General features: G+C 62.4%; 23 protein-coding genes and 1 pseudogene. 11 read left to right on the top strand and 13 right to left on the bottom strand.

Annotated features, from left to right (window positions below; genetic code table 11):
- Positions 1-4 precede the first annotated feature (4 nt).
- From LRP30_RS21865 to gltX, 6 genes are all read right to left on the bottom strand, one after another.
- The gene (locus tag LRP30_RS21865; protein ID WP_164939525.1) at positions 5-862 is read right to left on the bottom strand and encodes a carbohydrate ABC transporter permease; all 858 of its coding nucleotides are present in this window, start codon (positions 860-862) and stop codon (positions 5-7) included.
- A complete protein-coding gene (locus LRP30_RS21860) occupies positions 855-1778 on the bottom strand; it encodes a sugar ABC transporter permease (RefSeq protein ID WP_249761645.1) in 924 nt (307 codons plus the stop codon). The genes LRP30_RS21865 and LRP30_RS21860 overlap by 8 nt, the downstream gene beginning before the upstream one ends.
- Positions 1775-3061, bottom strand: a complete 1287-nt coding sequence (locus tag LRP30_RS21855; RefSeq protein WP_249761644.1) for an ABC transporter substrate-binding protein — start codon at positions 3059-3061, stop codon at positions 1775-1777. Before LRP30_RS21855 ends, LRP30_RS21860 begins: the two co-directional genes overlap by 4 nt.
- A gap of 57 nt (positions 3062-3118) precedes the next feature.
- Complete coding sequence (locus LRP30_RS21850; protein ID WP_249761643.1) at positions 3119-4297, bottom strand: ROK family transcriptional regulator; 1179 nt, start codon at positions 4295-4297, stop codon at positions 3119-3121.
- Positions 4298-4645: 348 nt separating this feature from the next.
- Positions 4646-5947: a citrate synthase gene (gltA, locus tag LRP30_RS21845; RefSeq protein ID WP_128933499.1), complete on the bottom strand. Its 1302-nt coding sequence runs from the start codon at positions 5945-5947 to the stop codon at positions 4646-4648.
- A gap of 148 nt (positions 5948-6095) precedes the next feature.
- On the bottom strand, positions 6096-7523 hold the full coding sequence (gltX, locus tag LRP30_RS21840) for a glutamate--tRNA ligase (protein ID WP_128942754.1): 1428 nt from the start codon (positions 7521-7523) through the stop codon (positions 6096-6098).
- A gap of 143 nt (positions 7524-7666) precedes the next feature.
- On the opposite strand from gltX, the gene LRP30_RS21835 reads away from it, so the two are divergent.
- A complete protein-coding gene (locus LRP30_RS21835; RefSeq protein WP_249761642.1) occupies positions 7667-9343 on the top strand; it encodes a glutamine--tRNA ligase/YqeY domain fusion protein in 1677 nt (558 codons plus the stop codon).
- Between the two features lie 8 nt (positions 9344-9351).
- Entirely contained in the window at positions 9352-9738 is a 387-nt protein-coding gene (locus LRP30_RS21830; RefSeq protein ID WP_128945911.1) for a nuclear transport factor 2 family protein, read from the top strand.
- A 41-nt stretch (positions 9739-9779) separates the two neighbouring features.
- On the opposite strand, the gene LRP30_RS21825 is transcribed toward LRP30_RS21830, so the two are convergent.
- The 6 genes from LRP30_RS21825 to LRP30_RS21800 all read right to left on the bottom strand — a co-directional run bounded on the left by LRP30_RS21825 (position 9780) and on the right by LRP30_RS21800 (position 15704).
- Positions 9780-10265, bottom strand: coding sequence for an adenosine-specific kinase (locus LRP30_RS21825; protein WP_128933503.1), 486 nt, complete (start codon positions 10263-10265; stop codon positions 9780-9782).
- Between the two features lie 477 nt (positions 10266-10742).
- Positions 10743-11408, bottom strand: coding sequence for a phosphoribosylanthranilate isomerase (locus LRP30_RS21820; RefSeq protein ID WP_249761641.1), 666 nt, complete (start codon positions 11406-11408; stop codon positions 10743-10745).
- 174 nt (positions 11409-11582) lie between these two features.
- Entirely contained in the window at positions 11583-12731 is a 1149-nt protein-coding gene (locus tag LRP30_RS21815; protein WP_249761640.1) for a CapA family protein, read from the bottom strand.
- 24 nt (positions 12732-12755) lie between these two features.
- Positions 12756-13772, bottom strand: coding sequence for an MBL fold metallo-hydrolase (locus LRP30_RS21810; RefSeq protein WP_249761639.1), 1017 nt, complete (start codon positions 13770-13772; stop codon positions 12756-12758).
- A gap of 150 nt (positions 13773-13922) precedes the next feature.
- The gene (gene glnA, locus LRP30_RS21805) at positions 13923-15353 is read right to left on the bottom strand and encodes a type I glutamate--ammonia ligase (protein WP_249761638.1); all 1431 of its coding nucleotides are present in this window, start codon (positions 15351-15353) and stop codon (positions 13923-13925) included.
- A gap of 168 nt (positions 15354-15521) precedes the next feature.
- The gene (locus LRP30_RS21800) at positions 15522-15704 is read right to left on the bottom strand and encodes a hypothetical protein (RefSeq protein WP_164935201.1); all 183 of its coding nucleotides are present in this window, start codon (positions 15702-15704) and stop codon (positions 15522-15524) included.
- A gap of 239 nt (positions 15705-15943) precedes the next feature.
- Between LRP30_RS21800 and LRP30_RS21795 the strand changes: the two genes are divergently transcribed.
- Positions 15944-16306, top strand: a complete 363-nt coding sequence (locus tag LRP30_RS21795) for an SPW repeat protein (protein ID WP_164935205.1) — start codon at positions 15944-15946, stop codon at positions 16304-16306.
- 163 nt (positions 16307-16469) lie between these two features.
- Here LRP30_RS21795 and LRP30_RS21790 read toward each other — a convergent pair whose 3' ends face one another.
- Entirely contained in the window at positions 16470-17792 is a 1323-nt protein-coding gene (locus tag LRP30_RS21790; protein WP_128933509.1) for an MFS transporter, read from the bottom strand.
- Between the two features lie 509 nt (positions 17793-18301).
- Here LRP30_RS21790 and LRP30_RS21785 point away from each other — a divergent pair.
- From LRP30_RS21785 to LRP30_RS21750, 8 genes and pseudogenes are all read left to right on the top strand, one after another.
- Positions 18302-19225, top strand: a pseudogene (locus LRP30_RS21785) (ComEC/Rec2 family competence protein); the annotation flags it as partial.
- A gap of 200 nt (positions 19226-19425) precedes the next feature.
- On the top strand, positions 19426-20598 hold the full coding sequence (locus LRP30_RS21780) for a tyrosine-type recombinase/integrase (protein ID WP_249761637.1): 1173 nt from the start codon (positions 19426-19428) through the stop codon (positions 20596-20598).
- Between the two features lie 306 nt (positions 20599-20904).
- Positions 20905-21114 carry a transcriptional regulator gene (locus tag LRP30_RS21775; protein WP_249761636.1) on the top strand — a complete coding sequence of 70 codons (210 nt, stop codon included), beginning with the start codon at positions 20905-20907 and terminating at the stop codon, positions 21112-21114.
- 88 nt (positions 21115-21202) lie between these two features.
- A complete protein-coding gene (locus tag LRP30_RS21770) occupies positions 21203-21505 on the top strand; it encodes a hypothetical protein (RefSeq protein ID WP_249761635.1) in 303 nt (100 codons plus the stop codon).
- Positions 21502-21738 (top strand): hypothetical protein, encoded by a 237-nt coding sequence (locus LRP30_RS21765; RefSeq protein WP_249761634.1) that lies wholly within the window; start codon positions 21502-21504, stop codon positions 21736-21738. Before LRP30_RS21770 ends, LRP30_RS21765 begins: the two co-directional genes overlap by 4 nt.
- The gene (locus tag LRP30_RS21760; RefSeq protein WP_249761633.1) at positions 21738-23084 is read left to right on the top strand and encodes an AAA family ATPase; all 1347 of its coding nucleotides are present in this window, start codon (positions 21738-21740) and stop codon (positions 23082-23084) included. Before LRP30_RS21765 ends, LRP30_RS21760 begins: the two co-directional genes overlap by 1 nt.
- A gap of 562 nt (positions 23085-23646) precedes the next feature.
- Positions 23647-24228 (top strand): hypothetical protein, encoded by a 582-nt coding sequence (locus LRP30_RS21755; protein ID WP_249761632.1) that lies wholly within the window; start codon positions 23647-23649, stop codon positions 24226-24228.
- Positions 24204-24368 carry a ribbon-helix-helix protein, CopG family gene (locus LRP30_RS21750; RefSeq protein ID WP_249761631.1) on the top strand — a complete coding sequence of 55 codons (165 nt, stop codon included), beginning with the start codon at positions 24204-24206 and terminating at the stop codon, positions 24366-24368. The genes LRP30_RS21755 and LRP30_RS21750 overlap by 25 nt, the downstream gene beginning before the upstream one ends.
- The last annotated feature ends 46 nt before the right edge of the window (positions 24369-24414 follow it).

The raw sequence follows: 24414 nt of genomic DNA, 5'->3' as shown, positions 1-24414 counted from the left end.
TCCATCATTTCACTGCGCCGGCGGTAAGGCCGCGCACGAAGTACCTGCCGCCGAGGAGATAGATCAACAAAGTGGGCAGCGCTGCGATGATCACCGCTGCGCTCTGCACGCCATGCTGCGGGATATCCGCAACTGCAGCAGATAGCGCGATGAGAGCAGCCGTGACGGGCTGCTGTTGGCCGCTCGTGAACGTCACGCCATAGAGGAATTCGTTCCAGATATGCGTGAACTGCCAGATCACGGTGACGATCAGGATGGGAGGCGAGAGCGGCAGAATGATGCGCCAGAAAATACGAAAGAACCCGGCGCCATCGATGCGCGCGGCCCTGATCAATTCATGGGGAATGGCGACATAGTAGTTTCGGCAGAACAGCGTGGTGAAGGAGAGCCCCTGGATGGTGTGAATCAACACGAGGCCCGCCAGCGTGTTGATGAGACCGATGTCCCGCAGCACGATGGTCCAGGGAAGCAAGCGCATCTGCTGGGGAAGGAACAGGCCGAGGGTCACGATGCCGTAGATCCAGTTGTCGCCGCGAAAACGCCAGAGCGACACGGCATAACCGGCGATCGCACCGAGCATGGTCGAGAAAATCGTCGCAGGAATCGTGACGAGCGCGGAGTTCAGCATGTACGGTCGGATGCCGGCGCAGGTCTCGGCGACGCAGAAGCCGCTCCAGGCAGCGACGTAGTTGCTCCAGGCCCATTGCTGCGGCCAGCCGATCATCGAGGCCTGCGCGATCTCCTCATTGCTGCGGAGCGAGTTCAGGACGACAACAGCCAATGGCGCGAGCCATGCTGCGGCGATCAGCGAAACGATGAGATAGATGAAAATCCGGCTTGGTGCGAAGGTTCGGTCACGCATGGGCCGCCCGCCGCCGCTGAAGATAACGCCACGCTGCATACGGCAGCAGGACCGCGAGAAGAATAAGCAGCATGAGCACCGCCGCCGCGGCCCCCCGGCCGAGCAGGCTGCGCTGGAACATCAGGTCGTAGACAACAAGTGCCGGCAGCTGGGTCGCGATTCCCGGCCCGCCGTTGGTGAGCGCGCGGACGAGGTCGAAAGCCGAAATCGCGAACTGCAACTGGATCACGACGACGGTGATGGTAATCGGCCAAAGCGTCGGCAGAATGATGCGCCGGTACATTCGGACCGGTCCCGCGCCGTCGATCTGCGCAGCCTTGATGAGGTCGGCGTCGACCGACCGAAGGCCGGCAAGGAAGAGCGCCATGGCGAAGCCCGAGGATTGCCAGATGGCAGCGATAACAATGGTCCAGATGGCCATGTCGCGGTCGATCAGCCAGTCGAATTTGAAGGAGGTCCAGCCGAGGTCATGGACCAGCTTCTGGATCCCAAGGCCAGGATTGAGCAGCCAACTCCAGACCGTGCCGGTGACCACGAACGACACCGCGAGGGGGTAGAGGAAGATGGATCGGAGCAGGTTCTCGCCGCGAATGCGCTGATCGAGCAGGATCGCAAGGATGAGGCCGGTCGCCGCGCTCAGCAGCACGAAAGCGCTGCCAAACAGCAGCAAATTGTCAAAGGCGATCTGCCAGTTCCGCGATGCCGCGACCGCCGTGTAGTTGCGCAACCCCACCCAGCCCGAGACCGGCACTAGAGTGGATGGCGTGAACGATATCCAGATCGTCCACAGCGAGAACGACACGAGGTGCGCGGCTGACAGCAGCAGCGGCACCCAGATCATCAGATATTCGGGCAGCCGGCGCACCACGTCCGAAGGCGCCGGCCGGCCCGATCTTGTCGCGACGATTTGGGTCAACGTGCGCTCTCGACTGCATCGGCAAGGCGGGTGACGGCTTGCTCCGGCTTGATCGTCTTGTTCTTCACGTATTCCGTGATCACGTCGATCATCGCTGCGGTCATTCCGTTTTCCTGAGCCATATTGTGCGCAAGGCTCAGAACCGCCTGATTGCTGGCAATAGCGTCTTTCAGGGCTGCTGCGGTCCGCCGTTGACCGTCCGACCAGCCTTCACCGGAAAGATCGACATCGGTGCGCACGGGTATTGATCCTGTAATCTGCGAATACATCGTCTGGATAGCGGGATCCATGACGAGCTGAGCCATCAGCATCTGACCGGCCTGGAGGTCGGGCTCCTTGCGCTGCCAGAAGATGAATGCATCAGCGTTCAACAGGAACACCGGCTTGCCATTGTCGCTGGGGCCCGGCGCAATCATGAAGTCGTCGAACTTGAAACCGGCATTGCGCAACACGCCCTGCGCCCATCCGCCCATGATCATCATGCCCATGTCGCCGTCGACGAAGCGTTTTAGGTTGGTCGAAAAGTGTTGGGCGCCGACGTTGGGATCCATCCAGTCGGCGATCCTGCGCACCTGTGCGAACGCGGCCTTGAGCTCGGGACCCTCCAGAGCTTTCTTGTCGAGATTCATGATGGCGGCGCGGTATGCGGTTGTACTGATGCCCGCCAGAGAAGCCTCGAATTTTTGTCCGTCGTCCGGGCGGGTACCACCGTTGGCGATGGGATAGGGGACACCGCCCGCTTTCATCTTTTCGGCAAGGTCATTGAAGTCTGCCCAGGTGATGGGGATCTTGTCGGCCTTGGCCTTGTCCATCGCGCGTTTGGACAGGAACAGCATGTTGGTGCTGTAGATCTGCAACGGCAGTGCGATCCACTTGCCTGCCGGCTTATGCAATCGTGAAAGATCTGGAGCGACGACCTTCTCGTAGCCGGCGGCAGCGACGACGGCGTCAAGATCGACGGTCGGGGCGATCTTCGACCAGGCTGCAATCTCGGGACCTTTGAGTTGCGAGCAGGCCGGAGGATCTCCGGCCATGATCTGAGCGCGCAGCTTGTTCATCATCTCGGTGGTGAAGCCGGGGACGGGCGAGTGCTGCCAGACCCCTCCCTTCTCCTCGAATTTCTTACCGAGCGCCGTGATGGCCGCCCCGTCGCTGCCCGCGGACCATTGAGAGATCGCGGTCAGGCGCGGCTTGACCGCGCCCTGGGCGCGGGCAAATGCCGGCAGCGCGAGTGCGGCAGCAGATCCAGCGAGCAGACGGCGCCTTGTTGTTGTGATCGGCATGGCAGTTCCTCCCGTGTTGAGTGCTTTGTGCGTTGAGGCCGCACGGTTCAGGGCATGTCAGGCGGCCTCCGTCGATGTGGCGGGCATGCCGCCGCGGCTGGCCAGGCAGAAGGCGGCGAAGGCCAGGGCAGCCTGCGGATCGTTGCCGGTCGAGGGTGGCACGAAGGCGATGGACACTTGCGCCAATGTCCGGCCGCCCAGTAGGCAGGCGTCGATCCCCTCGACCACGGCGTTGCGATCGTCATCGGAGAGCAGCGATGGCCAGCCGCTGATGGCGACGCCACCGCATGGCTTCACATTCAGCGTGTTGCCGATCGCAAGGCCAAGCCGGAACAGCCGCCGCCGCAACTCCTGCCGAACGCGCGTCGAGAGCGGGATCGCGTGCACCCATTCGCTGCCGAGCTGGAGCAATTCGGTATCGGAGACGCCGAGGAGCTCGGCCAAAGCGGCGAGCGAGGTATAGGCCTCGACGCAGCCGAGATGGCCGCAGCGGCAGCGCGGTCCCTCGGGTCCAAATACCATGTGGCCCAGTTCGACCGGCTGGAGTGCATCGGCTTCAGACGGGTCATCCATCCAGGCGCCGGCAACGCCGTGGCTGACAAAGACGAACAGATGCGTGCCGCTGAATGGATAGTTTTGCGTGCGGCAGCGGTGAAAGGTGGCGTGCGCCACCACCGAATTGGTGAATTCCAACGGCACGTCGGCAAACATCTCGCCGATCATGGCGCTGATGCGCCCGACGTCGCAGGGGATGATCGGATTGCCAGATATGGTCAACCGGCCAAGCCCCGGAATGGAGACGCCGATCTGTGAGAGCGTGATGTGGCGGCGGCGTGTCCAGTCGCGCAACAATGTCATCGCTTCGCGGAACACGCGGCCGACCGTCTCGACGGTTGGCGCCTTGGGCAACGGCAGACGCTCGATATAGTGCAGCTCGCCCGACAGACCACCGACGCCGACGCTGAGCCATTGAGCGGACAGCTCGACGGCTGCGAGCGCCACCGAGCCGTCGAGCGACACGAGACCCGTCGGGCCGCCGACGTAAGGGGCAGGGCGCCGCACTTCCTCGATCAGGCCCTCGGCCTTCAGGTCGAATAGGATGCGCGACAGGCTCGCCTCGGACAGGCGCACCGCCTTCGCCAGCGGCGGCCGAAACGAGCCGCCCGACTGGAGCAAATGAGTCAAAATGGCAGCGCGCGTCTGCCGCCGACTTCTCGGCTGCTCCGGCATTTCCATCCCTGTCGTCATTCTTACTTAGTGTAAGAATTTGCGCGCGGAGCGTTTCAGCTGTCAAGTGTTTGCCGGTCCGATGCGCCGACTTGTTGTTGTGCGCGGCAGCAACAGCGGTGTTTGTAGGGTGGGTTAGCCTTGCAGATGCGCGAAGCGCACCTGCAAGGCGTAACCCACCATGCTTCTGCACTGGCCGAACGAAGTCTCGTAGGGTGGGCAAAGCGAAGCGTGCCCACGACTTCGTATCTGTCGCGGACAGGTGGTGGGCACGCTGCGCTTTGCCCACCCTACGGCATCTGCTTAAAACAAAAACGGCGCCAGATGGCGCCGTTTCAAAAGCCGTGACGGCCGACGTTACCGCTTGTCGATCGGCACGTAGTCGCGCTTGGCGACGCCGGTGTAGAGCTGGCGCGGACGACCGATCTTCTGGTGGGGATCCTCGATCATCTCGCTCCACTGGCTGATCCAGCCGACGGTGCGGGCGACCGCGAACAGCACGGTGAACATCGAGACCGGGAAGCCCATCGCCTTCAGCGTGATGCCCGAATAGAAGTCGACGTTCGGGTAGAGCTTGCGGTCGATGAAGTACTGATCGCTGAGCGCGATCTTCTCGAGCTCCATCGCCACGTTCAGCATCGGATCGTTGCCATGGCCGGTCTCCTTGAGCACGGCGTGACACATCTTCTGCATGATCTTGGCGCGCGGATCGTAGTTCTTGTAGACGCGGTGCCCGAAGCCCATCAGGCGGACTTCAGAGTTCTTGTCCTTCACCTTGGCGATGAACTCGGGGATCTTGTCGACCGAGCCGATGTCGTAGAGCATATTGAGCGCGGCTTCGTTGGCGCCGCCATGCGCCGGGCCCCAGAGGCAGGCGATGCCCGCGGCGATGCAGGCGAACGGGTTGGCGCCGGAGGAGCCGGCGATGCGCACCGTCGAGGTCGAGGCGTTCTGCTCGTGGTCGGCGTGCAGGATGAAGATCTTCTCCAGCGCGTCGGCGAGGACCGGGCTCACCTTGTAGTCCTCGCAGGGCACCGCGAAGCACATGTTCAGGAAGTTCTCGGCAAAGCGCAGCGAGTTCTTCGGATAAACGAAGGGCTGGCCGACGGTGTACTTGTAGGCCATCGCAGCCAGCGTCGGGATCTTGGCGATCATGCGCATGGAGGCGACCATGCGCTGCTTGGGATCGTTGATGTCGGTGCTATCGTGATAGAATGCGGCCAGCGCGCCAACGGCCGCCACCATGATCGCCATCGGATGGGCGTCGCGGCGGAAGCCCTGGAAGAAGCGGGCCATCTGCTCGTGCACCATCGTGTGATGGGTCACGCGATAGTCGAAATCCTTCTTCTGCGCGGCGGTGGGGAGATTCCCGTAGAGCAGGAGATAGCAGGTCTCCAGGAAGTCGCCGTGCTCGGCGAGCTGCTCGATCGGGTAGCCGCGGTATTCCAGCACGCCCGCGTCACCGTCGATATAGGTGATCTTGGATTGGCAGCTCGCGGTCGAGGTGAAGCCCGGATCGTAGGTGAACAGGCCGGACTGGCCGTAGAGCTTGCCGATATCGATCACATCGGGCCCGACGCTGCCGCTGAGGATCGGAAGATCGTAATTCTTGTTTCCGACCGTCAGCGTGGCGGTCTTGTTGCTTGGTTTTGCGTCCATCGTAGGTCCCCGATGTGTGGTGAAACGGGCCGGAGCCGGAGGCCCCTGAGGAGATCGTTGGGGGCAGGCCGGATGTTCCAGAATGTACGGGGGAGATGGGTATATTATTGCTGTGTGCGCTGCAAGATCACCCCCACGCATGGTCGACTTACGTCGTAGATTGATCTTGAAGCCGGCCCAGGCTTTCCTGGCGTCCCAGGACGTCCAAAACCTCAAATATACCAGGCGACGTCGTCCGTCCCGTCAGCGCCGCCCGCAAGGGCTGGGCGACCGCGCCGAGCTTGAGACTATTTTCCTCGGCAAAGGTGCGCAGCGCGGCTTCCGTGCTGGCACCGCTCCATGTCTCGACTTTCCCCAGCGCGGAATGAAGCTGGCCGATCAGCTTGCGGTTCTCAGCTGTCAGCAGCGCCTGCGCCTTGGCATCGAGCTGCAGCGGCCGGTCGGCGAAGATGAAGTAGGCGCCGTCGATCAGCTCGATCAGCGTCTTGGCGCGCTCCTTCAGGGCCGGCATGGCCTTCAGGAGCTGCGCCCGCGTGGTGTCGTTTAACTTGGCCTTAATGTCGTCGCGGCTGGGCACGACGTGGTCGAGCACATCCTCGAACATCTTCACGAGTGATTGATCGTCGGCGTTGCGGATGTAGTGGCCGTTGAGATTCTCCAGCTTGGCGAAATCGAAGCGGGCGGCGGCACGGCCGACGCTGCCGAGATCGAACGCGGCGATCATCTCCTCGGTCGAGAAGATCTCCTGGTCGCCATGGCTCCAGCCGAGCCGGACGAGATAGTTGCGCAGCGCCGCCGGGAGGTACCCCATGGCGCGGTAGGCATCGACGCCGAGTGCGCCGTGGCGCTTCGACAGCTTCGAGCCGTCCGGGCCGTGGATCAGGGGGATGTGGGACATGCTCGGCAGCGCCCAGCCCATCGCATCGTAGATCTGCTTCTGGCGGGCGGCGTTGATCAGATGATCGTCGCCGCGAATGACATGAGTCACACCCATGTCGTGGTCATCCACCACCACCGCGAGCATGTAGGTCGGGTTGCCATCACCACGCAGCAGGACGAGGTCGTCGAGGTTCTCATTCTGCCAGACCACGCGGCCCTGGACCTGGTCCTCGATCACGGTCTCACCGGTCTGCGGCGCGCGCAGGCGAATGGTGGGCTTCACGTCGGCCGGGGCGGTCGCGGGATCGCGGTCGCGCCACATGCCGTCATAGAGGCGGGTGCGGCCTTCGGCGCGCGCCTTCTCGCGCATGGCGGCAAGCTCCTCGGCGGTGGCGTAGCAGCGATAGGCCTTGCCGTCGGCGAGCAGCTGCTCGGCGACCTCGCGATGGCGGGCGGCGCGGGCGAACTGGTAGATGACCTCGCCGTCCCAGCCGAGCTCCAGCCATTTGAGGCCGTCGAGGATGGCGGCGATGGCGGCCTCGGTGGAGCGCTCCCGGTCAGTATCCTCAATCCGCAGCAGCATCTTGCCGCCGTGCTTTTTCGCATAGAGCCAGTTGAACAGCGCCGTGCGGGCGCCTCCGATATGGAGGAAGCCGGTCGGCGAGGGAGCGAAGCGCGTGACGACGGAATCGGTCATTCTTGGCAGGGCCTATGCATTGGAGGCGGTGGTATATATCAGGACCGGAGCATAACTAAAGCCCGAGAGCGGACCTGCTAAGGCTTGGCGCGGCCCAGCGAATTTGGCAGAAGGACCGCTGATTTCCCTACAGGATTTTCGTAATGACAGAACCGGTGGCGACTGAGGTTGGGCGCGATTTCATTCGTGACATCATCCAGGCCGATCTCGATCAGGGCAAATACAAGGAGATCGTGACCCGGTTCCCGCCGGAGCCGAACGGCTATTTGCATATCGGCCACGCCAAGTCGATCGCACTCAACTTCGGCATCGCCCAGGAGTTTCCGGGCCGCTGCCATCTGCGCTTCGACGACACCAACCCGATCAAGGAAGAGCAGGAATATATCGATTCCATCCAGGCCGACGTGCGCTGGCTCGGCTTCGACTGGGGCAAGAACCTGTTCTTCGCCTCGGACTATTTCGATCGCCTCTATGAATGGGCGGAGCAGCTGATCCGCGACGGGCTCGCCTATGTCGATGACCAGACCCAGGAGGAGATCCGCACTTCGCGCGGCTCGCTGACCGAGCCCGGCAGGAACTCGCCGTTCCGCGACCGCTCGGTGAAGGAAAATCTCGACCTGTTCCGCCGAATGAAGGCCGGCGAATTCCCGAACGGGGCGCGCGTGCTGCGGGCCAAGATCGACATGGCCGCGGGCAACATCAACCTGCGCGACCCCGTGCTGTATCGCATCCTGCATGCGCATCATCCGCGCACCGGCACCAAATGGAGCATCTATCCGAGCTACGATTATGCCCACGGCCAGTCGGACGCGATCGAGGGCATCACGCACTCGATCTGCACGCTGGAGTTCGAGGACCATCGGCCGCTCTATGACTGGTTCATCGAGAAGCTGCCGGTGCCGTCAGAGCCGCACCAGTACGAGTTCGCGCGGCTGAATCTGACTTACACGCTGCTCTCGAAGCGTGTGCTGACCCAGCTTGTTCGCGAGGGCCATGTCGCGGGCTGGGACGATCCGCGCATGCCGACCATCGCGGGGATGCGCCGCCGCGGCGTGCCGCCGGCCGCGCTGCGCGAATTCGTCAAGCGTATCGGCGTCGCCAAGGCCAACAGCGTGGTCGATGTCGGCATGCTCGAGTTCTGCATCCGTGAGGAACTGAACCGCACGGCTCAGCGCCGCATGGCGGTGCTGAAGCCGCTGAAAGTGGTGATCGAGAACTATCCGGAAGGGCAGGTCGAGGAGCTCGAGGCGATCAACCATCCCGACGATCCCAGCGCCGGCACGCGCAAGATCAACTTCGGCCGCGAGCTCTATATCGAGCGCGACGACTTCATGGAGAATCCGCCGAAGAAATTCTTCCGCCTGTCACCGGGCAACGAGGTGCGGCTGCGCTATGCCTATTTCGTCAAGTGCACCGGCGTGATCAAGAACGAGGCGGGTGAGGTGGTGGAGCTGCGCTGCACCTACGATCCCGCGACCAAGGGCGGCAACGCGCCCGATGGCCGCAAGGTCAAGGCGACCATGCACTGGCTGCCGGCAGCGGCATCCAAGCCAGCGGAGATCCGCATCTACAACCAGCTGTTCTCCAATCCGAATCCGGATGCCTCGAACTTCGCCGCCGATCTCAATCCGCAGTCGCTGGAGATCCTGGCTGATGCCCGTGTCGAGGCATCGGTTGCGGAAAGCAATTCGATGGAGCCGATGCAGTTCGAGCGGCAGGGCTATTTCGTGCGCGACAAGGACTCGACGCCCGGCAAGCCGGTGTTTTCGCGCACCATCGGCCTGCGCGACACGTTTGCGAAGGAAGTCGCGAAAGGTTGAGATACGACATGAACAATGAGGCCGACGCCATCGTTTCCGCCATCATCGCGAAATGGTGCGCCGGCTTCGCGACGCTCGACGCGGCCGCGCTGTCGTCGCTCTATTCGAAGAATGCGTTCTTCTTCGGCTCCAACCCGACGCTATATCGTGGCAGGGACGGAGTCGCGGCCTATTTCAATGGCCTGCCGCGCTGGCGCTTGCCGAGCGTCCGCTTTTCCGAGGTGGCCGCGGCGCAGGTCGCGCCCAAAGTGATCAACATGGCCGCGATCGCCTCGTTCGACCTCGGCGAGGAGGCCGCGCCGCTGTCGGTCAAACTTACCTGGGCAATCGTGTGTGAAGGCGGCGACTGGAAGATCGCGAGCCACCACGTGTCGTCCAGGGTTGCACTGATCTAACGCCGGGGGCGTTCTTCATCGCATCCGGCTTCATCGGGCCGCTACAGCTTGTAGCCGATCTTTCTCAGGAGGTCCTTCCGCCACGCAATGTCAGCGTCGGTCTCGATACCCAGCGGTGAGGCGCCATCCACTACGCCGAGCACGCCGCGGCCAAGCTCCGTTTGCGCGACGATCACCTGCGTGGGGTTGGCCGTCGCGCAGTAGATGCGGCAGACCTCCGGCACCGCGCGCACGGCAGCCAGCACGTTGACGGGAAAGAACCCGTCGCCCAGGAAGATCAGGAAAGTGTGGCCGGCGCCGATGGCCGATGCATTGTCGCGTGCGAGAGAGAGGGCGGCTTCGTCATTACCTGACCAGCGCACCAGCCGCTTGCCGGAAGCCTCGCAGAAGGCCAACCCAAAGCGGATGCCCGGGACCGCGCCCACCAGCGCCTCGTGGAGGTCTTCCACGGTCTTGATGAAATGCGACTGGCCAAAGATGAAGTTGGCCGCGTCCGGTTTGACGATGGGCACCACGGTGAGTTCCATGGCTACGCTCCTATCGGCAGAGTTCCACATGTTAGGCCGCCGGAAGGTGATTGCAAGCCGTACAGCCGGCCGCGCAACGATCGCGATTACCGCACCCGATATTTGCTCGCGTAGTGCTTGCCGAGAATCTTGCGAGTCTGATCGGCCAGCCGCTTGTTACCAGTCGCCGGCCGCCTGGCGTGGCGCGTCTTCGGCTTTGGCCAATCCGTTCCTGAGCTCTGCTTTCTTGGCGTGCGCATAACTGCAGACCACGTTGCGACATAGCCATCGACATAACCATCTAAGGGACGAATCTCAACCGGGCCGCCGGTCGAAAGGCCAAGATCGCGGTCCGCACGGCCCTGGGATTCCCGATGGGCGCATCGGTGAAGAGGTCAATAGCGGGTATGCCAGGCGCCATGCCTTCATCTGGCCCGTCTAGGGGCCGTGCAATCCGAAATCCGTGAACAAAACAGTCATGATGTCAGCTGCTCCACACTATGACGGCGCCGCCGCCCGAGCCGCTTCGTGGAAGCGGCGGACTCGATCCAGGTCCTTGGCATGCGATCCGTCCTGATCCGTTCTCGTCTTGGAATCAACACCAGCTGGACGGACGGTGCGGATCGCTTCTGCGACGTTGTCCGGTCCGAGACCACCGGCAAGGACAACAGGAACGGGGGCGAGGTCCACGATCCGGCGGCTGATACCCCAGTCATGCGTCACGCCGAGCGCGCCGATCTGCTCGTCCGTGGCTCGATAGCTGTCGAGAAGCAGAAAGTCTGCAATGCCAACGTAGCTGCGGGCAATCGCGATGCTCTCCTCGCCGAACACCGGTATGCTCCTCATCACGACCATCCCGGGCAACATGCGTTTGAGCGAAGCAACGTCTTGCGGCGAAAGCAACTCGGCGCTGGCTCCCAAATGGACGATCGCGGGGTTGAGTTCGCGCGCCCATGAGGCAATCAAGGAGAGATCGCAGGTCAGAAACAGTGCTGAGAACTTCGATGGCGGTACAATCGCCGTGGCGATTTCGGAAGCTGCTGAGATCGGCAGCTCGCGCGGAAATCGGCCGTCTCCGACGAGCACACCGACATGATCGATGCCAATGGCTGAAACAGCGGACGCCTCTTCGATGGTCGAGATTTCATAAATCTGGGTCAACATCGCGCGTAACCTCCGCGGCGGACATTGAGCATAAAACATCCGAAGGCGGCGTTTGGCAAAGCCACAGCCTTCGTCGGCTAGCGGGAGTCGAAGATTAGGTCAGCTGCCCGGCCGGGACGCAGTCCCGGTCGCGCCGTCCCGCCCAATTCTATCGGGGAGTGCTTGTTACGAGAGTCAGGTCGTTGCCCTCTGCGCGACACATGCAAGCTGCTGTTCGGATTCAAAAATGACCCTCGTTCCGAACGGCCGGCATTCCCTATCCAGGGTTTGCCGGATCCATTCAATGTCGCGCCGCGATGGAATGGAGAGACGAAAGTTCTTGATCTGCATGGGAACCAGTTTGAGCGCATGGAGGCTTCCGCTGGTTGGATCCAGGTCGACGAAATACATCAACGCCAGGTCGTCGCGGTAGCGCTCGTAACCACGGATCCCCTCATAGTCGTTCAGAAAATCACCGCAGCCATAGAGTATAAGGCGGTCTCGATAGATTTCGATCGCTCTCGGATGGTGCGAAGAATGCCCGTGAACGATCGACACGCCTGCCTTGTCGACCAGGGCCCGGGCAAAAATCCTCTGCTCATCGGGAATGTCATATCCCCAATTGGATCCCCAATGGATCGACACCACCGTGAGATCGCCCGGCCTTCTGGCCGCCATGACCTGGTCAGCGACCTCGAACGCGCTCGCCCCGCTGAGGTCAGGCAGCAGGTTGACGCCCGGAGTGTCTGACATTGCAACCCACTTGAACGGGATTCCGCTCGATGTCGATCCGAACGCAAAGACCATGAGCCGCGCGTCGGCAAGGCTCAGCACTGCGGGTGCGCGCGCTTCCCGATCATTGCGGCCTGCGCCCGCCACCTTGATGTTGAGCTTCTGCAATGTCGTCAGCGTCTCTACTAGGCCGGCGCGACCCCAATCGAGCACATGGTTGTTGGCCAATAGACAGCAGTCGATCCCCGCGGCCGCGAGACAGTCTGCGTTCTCGGGGCTCATGCGGTAGTTGATGCCCTTATTCGCGCGGTCGTTGCTGCCCGTCACAGCCGTTTCGAGATTGATGATCCGCGCGTCCGGCTGCATGGACTCGAATTGGTCCAGTGCAGCGCCCCAGACGTAGGACGATCCATTGCGCCGCGGAATAGGCCCGTTCGCCTGCTCGGCGAGCTGCACGTAGCCAGACGCCGATCGCATGTAATCCTCGTAAATCTCGGGGCTACAGGGGTGCGCCAGCACCTGGTCGATGCCGCGGCCGCACATGACATCTCCGCATAGGAAGAGCCGCACCGGTTTCCGACACACCGCTGGCAGATGTCGTTCCTCGGACATGACTTTCCACTCCGGTCCTGCCGCTTAGCTCTTTGCGTCAGGTGCGAGATGCCCGAACGCCGCCATCACCTCGGCCAGCATCCGCTCCTGCTCTCCCGCATAGCGCGGAGAGAAGTGGAAGGGCTCGACGCGGCGCACATTGGCTTCCCGTGCGATTTCTCCGGCAGCCGTGGTTGTAAGATGAGCCCGCTCACTCGCCAGTGCGGCGTCGGCCCCCGCAAACGCCGCCTCGATGAAGAGGATGTCTGCATTCTGAATCAGCGCCACGATGGCGGCGCGATTGGCCGGCGTGTCGGCAACATCGGTTACATAGGCAATTTTCTGGCCCGCAGTGACCGTCACGAGATCGCGCAGGCTGGCGAGCGGAACGAGGCGATCTGACGTTGCCGTTTCATCGATGCGGATCAAATGATCGTCGGCGCGATGCTCGACGATGGCCTTCTTCAGCGACAGCAACCAGGGACCGACGGGCAGTCCGCGCTCCAACAGCCGGTTCTTCCATACGTTGACATGCGCTGCCTCCTGCAGCGCAAAGGCGAGGCAGGGCGTGCCATGTTCAAGGATCGCGGCGGACACGCGATGGGTCGGTTCATCGCAGAGTACGCCGCCAAAGGTCTTGCGAGAGACTGATGGCTCTGCTGCGAACGCCTTCCTCAGGTGGAACCGCGTGGTCGAGATGGAATCCGCCGTTCCGAGTTCGGTTACATCGAATACGAGATCGCAGGGATAGGTTTCGACCAGGTTCCAGCAATAGGCCTGAAGCTTGTGAAAGACGTGCTCGGCAAAGCCGGACGGACCGAACAGCTGCACCGATTTCTCATGCCCGACGAGCAAGCGAAGCAGATGGTCGAAGCCCACGAAATGATCAATATGTGCATGCGAGACAAAGACCTGGTCGACGCGCCGTATCCTCCGCGGCGCTAGTGAAGCAATCTCTCCGACATCGAACAGCAGACTTCGCTTTTCGAACAGCGTTTCGACATAGACCGTCGGGTCGCCGTAGCGACCGTTGACCAGGCTCGGATGGAAAAGTGGTCGCATGGCAAACTATTCTGCTGCAACAGCGCCCGATGGATTTCAGCCCGAGGAGAGAGCCATGAAACTCATTTCAAGCGCCTTCGCGGATGGTGCCGACAGGGGCCACGACGTGATTTTGGTCAGCCGCGGACGATCCCGCAGTGAGGACCGCTGTCAGATGTCGTAGTAGAGGTGGAATTCATAGGGATGCGGTCGCAGCCGGATCGCATCGACCTCCTTTTTTCGCTTGTAGTCGAGCCAGGTCTCGATCAGGTCGGCCGTGAAGACGTCGCCGCGCAGCAGGAATGCGTGGTCGCGCTGGAGTGCGTCGAGCGCCTGATCCAGCGATCCCGGTGTCGACTTCACTTGCTTGGCTTCGGCCGGTGGCAGGTCGTAAAGGTTCTTGTCGATGGGGCTGCCGGGATCGATCCGGTTGTCGATACCGTCGAGGCCCGCCATCAGCATTGCGGCAAAAGCCAGGTAGGGATTGCAGGAGGGGTCGGGTGAACGAAACTCGACGCGCTTTGTGCGTGGATTCGGCGAGTACATGGGAATTCGGCAGCAGGCCGAACGATTGCGTTGGGAGTAGACGAGGTTGATGGGGGCCTCATAGCCCGGCACCAGGCGCCGATAGGAGTTGGTCGTCGGGGCGCAAAGCCCGCACAACGCCCAGGCGTGGGTCAGGAGGCCGCCGATGTAGTAGCGGCCGAGCTGGCTCAATTCGGCATAGTCGCCCTGGTCGTAGAACAGGTTGGTCTCGCCATTCCACAGCGACTGGTGCACATGCATGCCCGAAGCGTTGTCCTCGAACAGCGGTTTTGGCATGAAGGTCGCTGTCTTGCCGTGCGCATGCGCGGTATTCTTCACCACATATTTGTAGATCATCAAATTGTCGGCCATGCGGGTCAGGGTTGTGAAGCGCATGTCGATTTCGTTCTGGCCGCCGGTTGCGACCTCGTGGTGATGAGCTTCGATCTGGATTCCCAGCTGCTCCATGGTCAGCACCATTTCGGTGCGTAGCGCCTGCATGCTGTCGGTCGGAGGAACGGGAAAATATCCCTCCTTAGGGCGCGGCTTGTGCCCCAGATTCGGCGCTTCCTCCGCGCCGGTGTTCCAGCTGCCTTCGCTGGAATCGATCTCGTGCATGGCGTAATTGATGCCTTGACCGTAGCGGACGTCGTCGAAGACGAAGAACTCCGCTTCCGGGCCGAAGTAACTCGTATCGGCGCGACCAGTGCCCTTGAGATAGGTTTCAGCCTTCTGGGCGATGTAGCGTGGATCGCGGCTATAGGATTGGCCGGTCACGGGGTCGCGGATGTTGCAGATGAGGACCAGCGTCGTTGCCGGACTATAGGGGTCGACGAAGGCCGTCGTCGGATCGGCGACGACCAGCATGTCGCTCTCCTGAATCTCCTGGAAGCCGCGGATCGATGAGCCGTCGAACCCGATGCCCTCCTCGAGCGCATCGACGCGCACTGCGCTCGGCGGGACGGAAAAATGCTGCCATACCCCCGGCAGGTCAGTGAACCGCAGATCGATCATCTGGACCTTCTCGTCCTTGATCGCCTTCACGAGATCTTCGGCCGTCGCACATTTTGGAAACATGGCTCGCTCCCAGCATCGTGGAGATGCGCGTCTTGCGGGTCGCGTTGCCGTTCAGCCGCAGCCGAACGGCTTGCGACGGATTGTGGTCCATACTCTGTGTTGCCGCCCCTCCAGCCTCAATCCGGCTTGGCGGCATTTGCGGTCAGGCGGCTACGCACGCCGGCTGCTTCAGCTTTGGTGAGGCCCGCGCATCAGCTTCATGGCGTCTTCGATATGCCGCCAGGTCTTGGCGAGCTCGAGTTCGCCCTTCGACTCGAGATCGATGGCGTTCTGGGCGGCTTCCGCAATGGCCTTGGGGCCATGTGCTTCCAGCAACTGCCGCGCATAGTCGTGGATTTCGATTTCTCGCATGGCGTCACCTCCTTCTTGTCCCGGGCGCAACGCGAGCGAGGTGCGGCCGGGACGATAGACGTCGACACCTGTCAAGCGCGGCTAGTCTGCATCCTGGTGCAGGCCCTCGCAAGGGCCCTTTCCGGGGCATGGGCTGCGAGGATTGGATGCGGCTTCTGTCGCGGCAACACGGCGCAGGTCGGAGGGATGCATTTTCTCAGCTCCGCCACCATCTAACCGGGAGAGAGGAGGTGAGCATTATGCGCATCCAACATTGGCAAGACGCTGCCAGCCTCCTGGTTGGCCTGTGGCTGGTTCTTTCGTCCTTTATCCTGGGCTTGTCCGGGGCGCCTGTCTGGGTCTCCATCGCGCTCGGGCTCGGCGTCATGCTGTTTGCCATCGAGGCACTTTTCATCCCGTCCTATCTGGAAGAATGGGGAGAAATGCTGCTGGGCCTGGCTCTGCTACTGGCACCTTGGACCATCGGCTATGAGCCGGTATCGGCCACGGTGAGCAGCGTGCTGTCCGGCACACTGGTGATCCTACTCGCTGTCTGGGAGCTGATGACCGATCGCGACTTCAGCACCTGGTGGCACGATCGTTGGCATCGCCTGGCCGGCTGAGAAGCGGTGCTAGTCGGGCGCCTGCTGACCGCCATGTGCTGGCGGCCGGGAGTTCGAGATCGGCTCGCTCGGGCGCGGTGCCGATGGGAACGATCGTCACTGCGCCTCGAGACGAACTCTCTGGTGCAGGGCCCCCGCGTCCTGCACCGGAATCATCAACCCATCACAATGCAGCTCTCGGCTCGATCGGCTCCCAGATGCTGATCTTGCGCGTTTCCGGCATCAGGAAGACGGCAAGCACGAAGCACACCGCGGGGACCACGATCGGATAAATCAGCGCATAGCCGATGCTGCCGGTCGCGGCGAATGCCGCCGACGTGATGAACGGCACCAATCCGCCACCCCAGCCATTGCCGATGTGGTACGGCACCGAGACTGACGTATACCTGATCCTGGCGGGAAAGAATTCCGCCAGAAACGCGCCGACCGGCCCATATACCATCCCGACATAGCAAACCAGGATGAAGATGATGAAGGTCGCGACCGGATAGTTGACGTTTCCGGGGTGCGTGACAGTCCCCAGCCACAGATACAGCGGATAGTACGTGATCGCGGCGAGCAGCATGCCGCCGAGGATCACCGGCTTGCGGCCAATCAGATCCGACAGCCAGCCAAAGAAGATCAGGCTCGGCGTGGCAATGAGCAGTGCGGCGCCCACGATGTAGGCGGAGGTCAGCGGGTCCACCTTGGAGACCTGCTGCAGGAAGTACAGCGCCCAGAACTGACCGCTGTACCAGACCACGCCCTGTCCGATCAGGACCACAATTGCGATCCCGATGTATTTGATGTTAGAGCTGAGGAAAGCCTCCTTCCAAGGATTCCTCGTCATCTGGCCGCGGGACCTGATCTCCTGGAAGATCGGCGTTTCCTGGAGCTGGAGCCGGATGTAGATCGCAATCGCCACCAGCAGGAAGGACAGCAGGAACGGAACGCGCCAAGCCCATTCGTCGAAGGCCTGGTTGCCGGCATATGTCCGCGTGAGGATGATGACGGCCAGCGACACCACGATTCCGAGAGTAGGCGAGGTCTGCAGCCAGCCGGTATAATAGCCGCGTCGATCGTCCGGCACATGTTCGGCGACGTAGGTGATGGCGCCACCATATTCGCCGCCCAGGCACAGGCCTTGGATCATGCGCAGGCCGAAGAGAACGAACGCCGCCGTCAGACCAATCGACTGGTAGGTCGGGATCAACCCGATCGCTCCCGTGCCGAGTCCCATTCCGCTGAGCGTAATGAGAAAGGTGTATTTGCGGCCGACCCGGTCACCCATCCATCCGAACAGGAAGGCACCCAGCGGACGGATGAGAAATCCTGCCGTGAAGAGCGCGATCGTGCTGAGGAGGGCGGCAACCGGGTGGGATTGCTCAAAGAACTTGACCGATAGAACTGCGGCCAAGCTGCCAAAGATGTAGAAATCATACCATTCGATGATGTTTCCCACCGATGCAGCGATGATCACGCGGCGAAAATCACTCGGTACCTGCATGTGCGACTCCTATGGTTTCAAGACGTCTCCTCGCTTGTTTCAGCGATCGATCTTCTCGCGGGGAGAGCGTGATGCGCGGCGTCGCAGGCGCCAATTCAAAGAGTTGCGTCGGCAACGTCTGACTTCAGGCGCACTTTCGCGCCACCTGAGAAGAGCTCCGGCGGCCTTAGAACCGCGAGCCACCACTGCCTTGCCCGTCCGTCGGGAAGGCGGGGAACCGTAGTGTAATCCCACCTCGGGCCGGCAACTTATGAGACTTTCGGCGCAATCGATCTGTCGCAGGACGCTTTGCGAACGAGATCGCAAGGGCTCGAATACTTCGCGACTTCTGGTCAAAGATGTCTCAGACGTTGCGAGGAATCCGGAAGAGATGCCAAGGCAGCACTCGCCGTGACGATGGAGGGGAAAAGTAGGGTCTCGCCGCGTTCGTTCCCGATCCGTACCGCTATTCGCGCAGCCGCACGTTCCGGTAGCCTCTGCACCCGTCGCGTAGCGTAAGGTGCAGGGGAATGGCGGAGCCGGTGCAGCCAGTACGCTCCCAGGGAGTCGCTGGAACGTGGCCGGTTGGCCGCGCCACATCGGCCGGCGGCTTTGCCCCGGCGGGCTTTGGTGCGTGGCCCGCGACCGTCGAGACGCTGCGCGAATGGGCGCGCGCTGAGGCCGGCGCCGGGCGGCTGTTGCCCTGGGTGCCCGTCGCCTTCGGTGCCGGCATCGCGCTCTATTTCGCCGCCGATCACGAGCCCGTGCTGTGGGTTGTTGCCGCGACGGCGGCCGCGCTCATGCTCGGCGCCGTCCTGTTGCGGCGGAGCCGGCTGTTCGCTCCCGCGATCATGATCGCGGCGGTGGCGGCGGGTTTTGCCATGGCGACGTGGAAGACGGCGCGCATCGCCCATCCCGTGCTGGCCAAGCCGCTCTATTCGGTGTCGCTGTCGGGCTTCGTCGAGACCCGCGACATCCGCGAGCGCACCGATCGCTTCGTGCTGCGCGTTACCGCGATGGAGGCGCAGCGCAGCGACGTCAGGCTGGAGCGCGTGCGCCTGTCGGTACGCAAGGGGACGGCGCCGGAGGTCGGCAGCTTCGTGCAGCTGAAGGCGCGCCTGATGCCGCCGATCTCTCCCGTGCGCCCGGGCAGCTACGATTTCTCCCGCGACATGTTCTTCCAGGGCATCGGCGCCTCCGGCTTCGTGATGGGCGCGATCACCGCTTCGGTGCCGCCGGATGCCGGTGGTCTGCGGCTGCGCTACGCGGCCTTCATGCAGGGCCTGCGCGATGCGATCGACGCGCGCATCCGTGCGACGCTCGAGGGCGACAACCGTGCGATCGCGACCGCGCTGCTCACCGGACGGCGCGATGCGATCACCACGCCCGTCAACGACGCCATGTTCATCTCGGGGCTCGGCCATGTGCTGTCGATCTCCGGCTATCAGATAGCGTGAAGCGTCACGAGCATTCAGGAAGCGTCAACATCCACAGATAACAATGGCTTAGCCGGCATCAGCACGTGACTGTCGGCGTCGCGGATGTTCACAATGGGTCATGTTGGCGTGCCCCACCTGCTTCCCAAAACTTAGGACTGCTTCCCATGATTTCGGATAGAGGGAATAGATGGACCGATGCCTCGGTTCGCAAACTGGTGGCGCCGGCCGGCAAGGCAGATTTCATTCACTGGGATCCTGAGCTGCCTTCCTTCGGTGTCCGGCTCCGAGGAGGGCGAGGCTCTTTTGTTGTTCAGTACCGGATTGGCCGGAAGCAGCGGCGCGAGAGCCTCGGCGACGTTCGAAAACTGGAGCTCAAGGACGCCCGCGAGATCGCCCGAAAGCGGTTTGCGCAGGTCGAGCTCCATATCGACCCGGTTGCCGATCGAAAGCGCCTGGAAGCGGAGCAGGCGGCGGAGGCCAACACATTCCTGAAGGCGGCGGAGGAGTACCTCGAGACCCGCGTGTCCAAGATGCGGCCCAATACCCACATCGCCGCCAAGCGCTACCTGCTCGACCACTGCCGCCCTCTGCACAAGAAGGGCGTCACGAAGGTGACTTTCGAGGACGTCGCGGGGCTGCTCCGCGAACTCGTCCGTGACCATGGTCCGACCTCGGCGGCCCGCGCACGTGGAACCCTAAGCGCCTTCTTCGTGTGGAGCATGCGCCAGGCCAAGGTGAAGTCCAATCCCGTGATCGGGACGGAGAACCCAATTGAGGGCAAAGAGCCGCGTGATCGTGTCTTGACCGACGACGAGATCCGGTCGATCTGGCGGCATTGCGGGGAGGATGACTTCGGCCGGATCGTGCGAATTCTACTCCTGACCGCGTGCCGACGTGACGAGATCGGCGCGCTGCGCTGGTCGGAGCTCGACCTGGACGCCGGGAAGATCGCTTTCCCCAAGGAGCGCATCAAGAACAAGCGCACATTCGTCCTACCGCTGCCGAAGACTGCTTGCGACATCCTGCGGGGAGTCCCCCGTCGGCATGGCCGAGAAACCGTGTTTGGAGGCGGCCCCAGCGGGTTCAATGCCTGGAGCTACAACACCCTTCGTCTTAACGCCGCCATCACCACTGCGGCCGGCAAGAGCTTGGCGCCTTGGCGGCTGCACGATCTCCGCCGTACGGTTCGGACCCGCCTTGGCAAACTAGGCGTGCTCCCGCACATCGCCGAGCTGGTTCTCAATCACGCCGGCCACAAGTCAGGCATCGGTGGGGTTTACGACCATCACACCTATGAGGCGGAGATCGGAGAAGCTTTGCGAAAGTGGGAGGCGCATCTGTTGGCGATTGTAGAGCCTGCCGATAACGTCATTTCGTTGCGACGGTGAAGCCGCTTCGTCAGGCCAACCAAGCGGAAAGAAACTGCTGAAATATAGGCCAATCTGGCACTTTTGCTCCGAGCAAAACTTCGGGCGAGCGCGCCGGAACTCTGTGGGGAGGTTTCGCCTCGGCCGTGTCGCCAAGCATCCGGGCAAGCATTCTAGCCACTATTGTAGAAACCGCTGCTGGACAGCGGTTTCTTTATTTGTGGAGCCGAAAGAAGTTGGAATAATTCGGAATTGGCGCAGTGCGTTGTTGCCAGTGTGCCGCCTGATTAATCCATGGGCGTCTTTGATGTTCATGGAGCTTTTTCAGTGACCGACGATCTCGCGCAGTCTGACATTCGGATGCTGTCCTTTGACGAGTGGTGCCAGCTAAACAGCTTCAGCCGTAGCACTGGGCAGCGTCTGTTGCGTGATGGCAAAGGCCCCCAGTTTGTGAGGATTTCTGCTCGGCGCATTGGCGTAACAATCGGCGAAAATCGCCGCTGGCTTGCGTCGCGCATGACCAGCAGCGCCGCCTGAAACGGTTGAGGCCCGGCGTGTCCGCACCGGGCCCCCTTAGCCATGTCCGAGAATCTGCCGAACCATCTTGCCGAGAAGGCCCGACGAAATGGCCGTAACGAAATCCAACGCCATCAGCAATGCACCTCTCGACCTGCTTCCGGTCGAGGTCGCGAAGCTGTGGAAGTCACCCCGCAACCGTAAGCAAACGATCGTCATTGCGATCAAGCATTACGAGGGGCATACATTCCTCGATTGCCGCATGTTCGGCACAAACGAGCAAGGCCAAAGCGTCCCCACCCAGCGCGGCGTCACAGTTGGAATCGCGCGGCTACCTGAATTTGCCGCTGGCGTTGCGAAAGCCTTGGCAAAGGCCCGGGAACTCGGCCTGATCGCGGAGGACGCGCAATGAACGCGCCTGTGCGACATCCGGAACGCTTGGTGCTTGGCGATTTCTCGGACTTCCTCGAGGTGTGCGGTTTTGAAGCTTGGTTCGTTGAGCGGGGATGGAAACCGAAACAACTCGCCGTCGACCAGCTGCAGAACCTGGCCTGGCTCTGGGATTTGACCCATGACGAGTTCGAGCAAGATCGAGTTCAGGCTGCCATGGGAGCTGCCTTCGCGAGCGTGCGGAGGGCTGGCTAATGGATGCCCATACCGAACAGCCATGGCTGCACGATCCGATGTATGGCGGCATGACTCCTGCTGCGGCCGAAGCGAGCTGGAGAGCTGCGCAGGCCCGCGCGGAGGCCGATAGCGCCTGGGAGCGAGAACATGGGCCCACTCATGATCGCTATCCCGCGAGTGCCGACGGCGAACCGGTGTACGACATCGGGACGCAACAGCCGATCGCAAGCCTCAACGAGTGGGACGCTGGCGACTTCGTCGATATGCCGCCGCCGCGGGAATGGCTGCTCGGTAACCAGTTCTGCCGCAAATTCCTGTCCGGCCTGCTCGCGCCGGGCGCTACCGGAAAGACTGCCCTGCGCACGCTCCAGTACCTGGCGCTCGCCACCGGGCGGCCGCTCACCGGCCAGCACGTGTTCAAGCGCTGCCGAGTGCTGCTGCTGAGCCTGGAGGACGACGACAGCGAGCTACAGCGCCGGCTCGCTGCGGCGCGCATCCATTACGAGATCGCCCCCGCCGACCTCAAGGGCTGGCTGTTCTGCGCTACGCCCAAGGGCATCAAGCTTGCCGACATGAGGGACGGAGCCCGCGTGCGAGGGCCGCTGGAGGCTATGCTGCGCAAGGTGATCCGAGACCGTCAGATCGACCTGCTTGGACTGGATCCCTTCGTGAAGCTGCATGCGCTGGAGGAGAACGACAACGGCGCCATGGACTTCGTCTGCGACCTGCTGGTCAAGCTCGCAATCGAGTTCAATATCGCGGTCGACGTCCCGCACCACACCAAGAAGGGCCTCCAGGTCGCCGGTGACGCCGATGCAGGCCGCGGCGCCAGCGCTGCCCGAGACGCCGGCCGGCTGATGTACACGCTCACCAGGATGACCGATGCCGAGCGCGACACTTTCGGCATCCCAGCCGAGGAACAGCGGCTGTACATCCGCTTGGACAGTGCGAAGGTGAACACCGCGCCACCGTCCGGCGAGGCCACGTGGTTCAAGCTGATCGGCGTCCGGCTCGAGAACGGTACGCCGGATTATCCGCAGGGCGACGAAGTGCAGACGGTCGTGCCGTGGAGCCCGCCAAAGACCTGGGACGGCATCAGCAGCGCCCAGCTAAACGCTGCGCTCGACGAGCTCGAGGCCGGCCTGCCGAACGGCCAGCGCTATTCCGACGCATCCAAGGCCGCCGATCGCGCCGCTTGGCAGGTCATCCAGCGCCATTGCGCCGGCCGCACCGAGCCGCAGTGCCGCGACATCGTGAAGACGTGGGTCAAGAACGGCGTGCTGATCCGGGAGGACTACGACGATCCAGTCACCCGCAAGCCGCTCAAGGGCCTCCGCGTCTGCCATGGAAAGCGCCCGTCATGACCTGCGCTATTGGCTCCAAATCAATGGCGCATCAATGGAGCGCTGTTGTCTGCTCCGTTATTGAAATTTCCCTAGGGCAGGGCATGGAGCAAAAGCGCGCTCCATTGCCCCTTGCTGGCATGGCGCGCCAATGGCGCAGAACCCGGCCTCGCGCGCATCCCAAACCACCCGCTATGCGCCACCGGCGCTCTGCCTCCGGCGACGCTTGGAGGCGCACCGCTGGCCAGTCGAGATCGATCGGACACGCTCAGGCCCACGTGCGAGGGGGGCGGGATGACCTCGATGCTGGCTTTGCCGCATTGATCGGCGAATTCTCGGCCTCTGATCGGTCGATTGCAGCCAGGCGCTGCGCCCAGCGATGCATCGGCTGCTTGGGCCGAGCCAGTTGCTATCATGAAAATCAATCCCAGGTGCTTCCCGTCGCTCGCCATGTCACCGGGAAGCATTGCCAAGCCGTTGATCTGGCTGCGATCGCTGGCCTAGTGGCATGTGTTGCAGCATCATCGGCGCGCCGGAAGGGATTTAAATACGCGCGCAACGAAGTGCGTCTAACAGTGGAAGGATGCGCGCCCGCGGCGAAACGGCCGAACTCGCCGAAATGCCAGGCTTTCCCGGCAAAAAGACCCGGGCACCCACCCCATGGGGGAAAAACGAGACCCTGCTGGATATTTCGAGCTGTCATCCCACTTTCGCGGCGGCCTTTCCCCAAATCTATTGCAGCAATTTGCAGCAAGACCGGGGGGCATTCGTGATGCAGCCGGTTGTCGTCGAGAGCGAGGCCGAGCTCCGGGCCCTGATCCGCGATCGGATTGCTGAGTTCGGGACCACATATGGCGCGGTTGAGGCCTACGCGGGCTTGCCAGAGTCGTACGTCGCGAAATTGATGGCGCCTTCCCGGATCCGCCGGTTTGGCAATCGATCGCTCCCGCTGCTCCTACAGGCCCTTGCGCTGGGCATTGCGCGGGTGGAGTTCGTCGAGGATCGTACCCGCACGGCAAAGGTTCGGAAGCGGCTGGTACCGCGGCGCCGGCGGCTGGTTCGTCCTGTGCCCCTCCATCAGGGCATTGCAGCAGAATGCAGTCAAGGCAATCTGTTCGGCAGCAACACCGAGGAGCCATCATGGCCAAGACCGACAAGCGATTGATCGGCGCGCGCGTCGACGAGGATTTCGCGGAGCGCGTCGAGGCGGCTGCCGAGCGGCAGGAGCGCAGCGTTTCCTCGTTCGTGCGTCATGTGCTCGCGGCGGCGATTGAGCCGAAGCAGCGGCAGGGAGAGGCGGCATGAGTGCTAACGACGGTTCCGGCTCGGCGACGCTCGGCGAGATGCTCCA

The sequence above is a fragment of the Bradyrhizobium sp. C-145 genome (assembly GCF_023375135.1).
Lineage (GTDB): Bacteria > Pseudomonadota > Alphaproteobacteria > Rhizobiales > Xanthobacteraceae > Bradyrhizobium > Bradyrhizobium zhanjiangense.
This window is presented reverse-complemented; position numbering and strand designations above follow the sequence as displayed.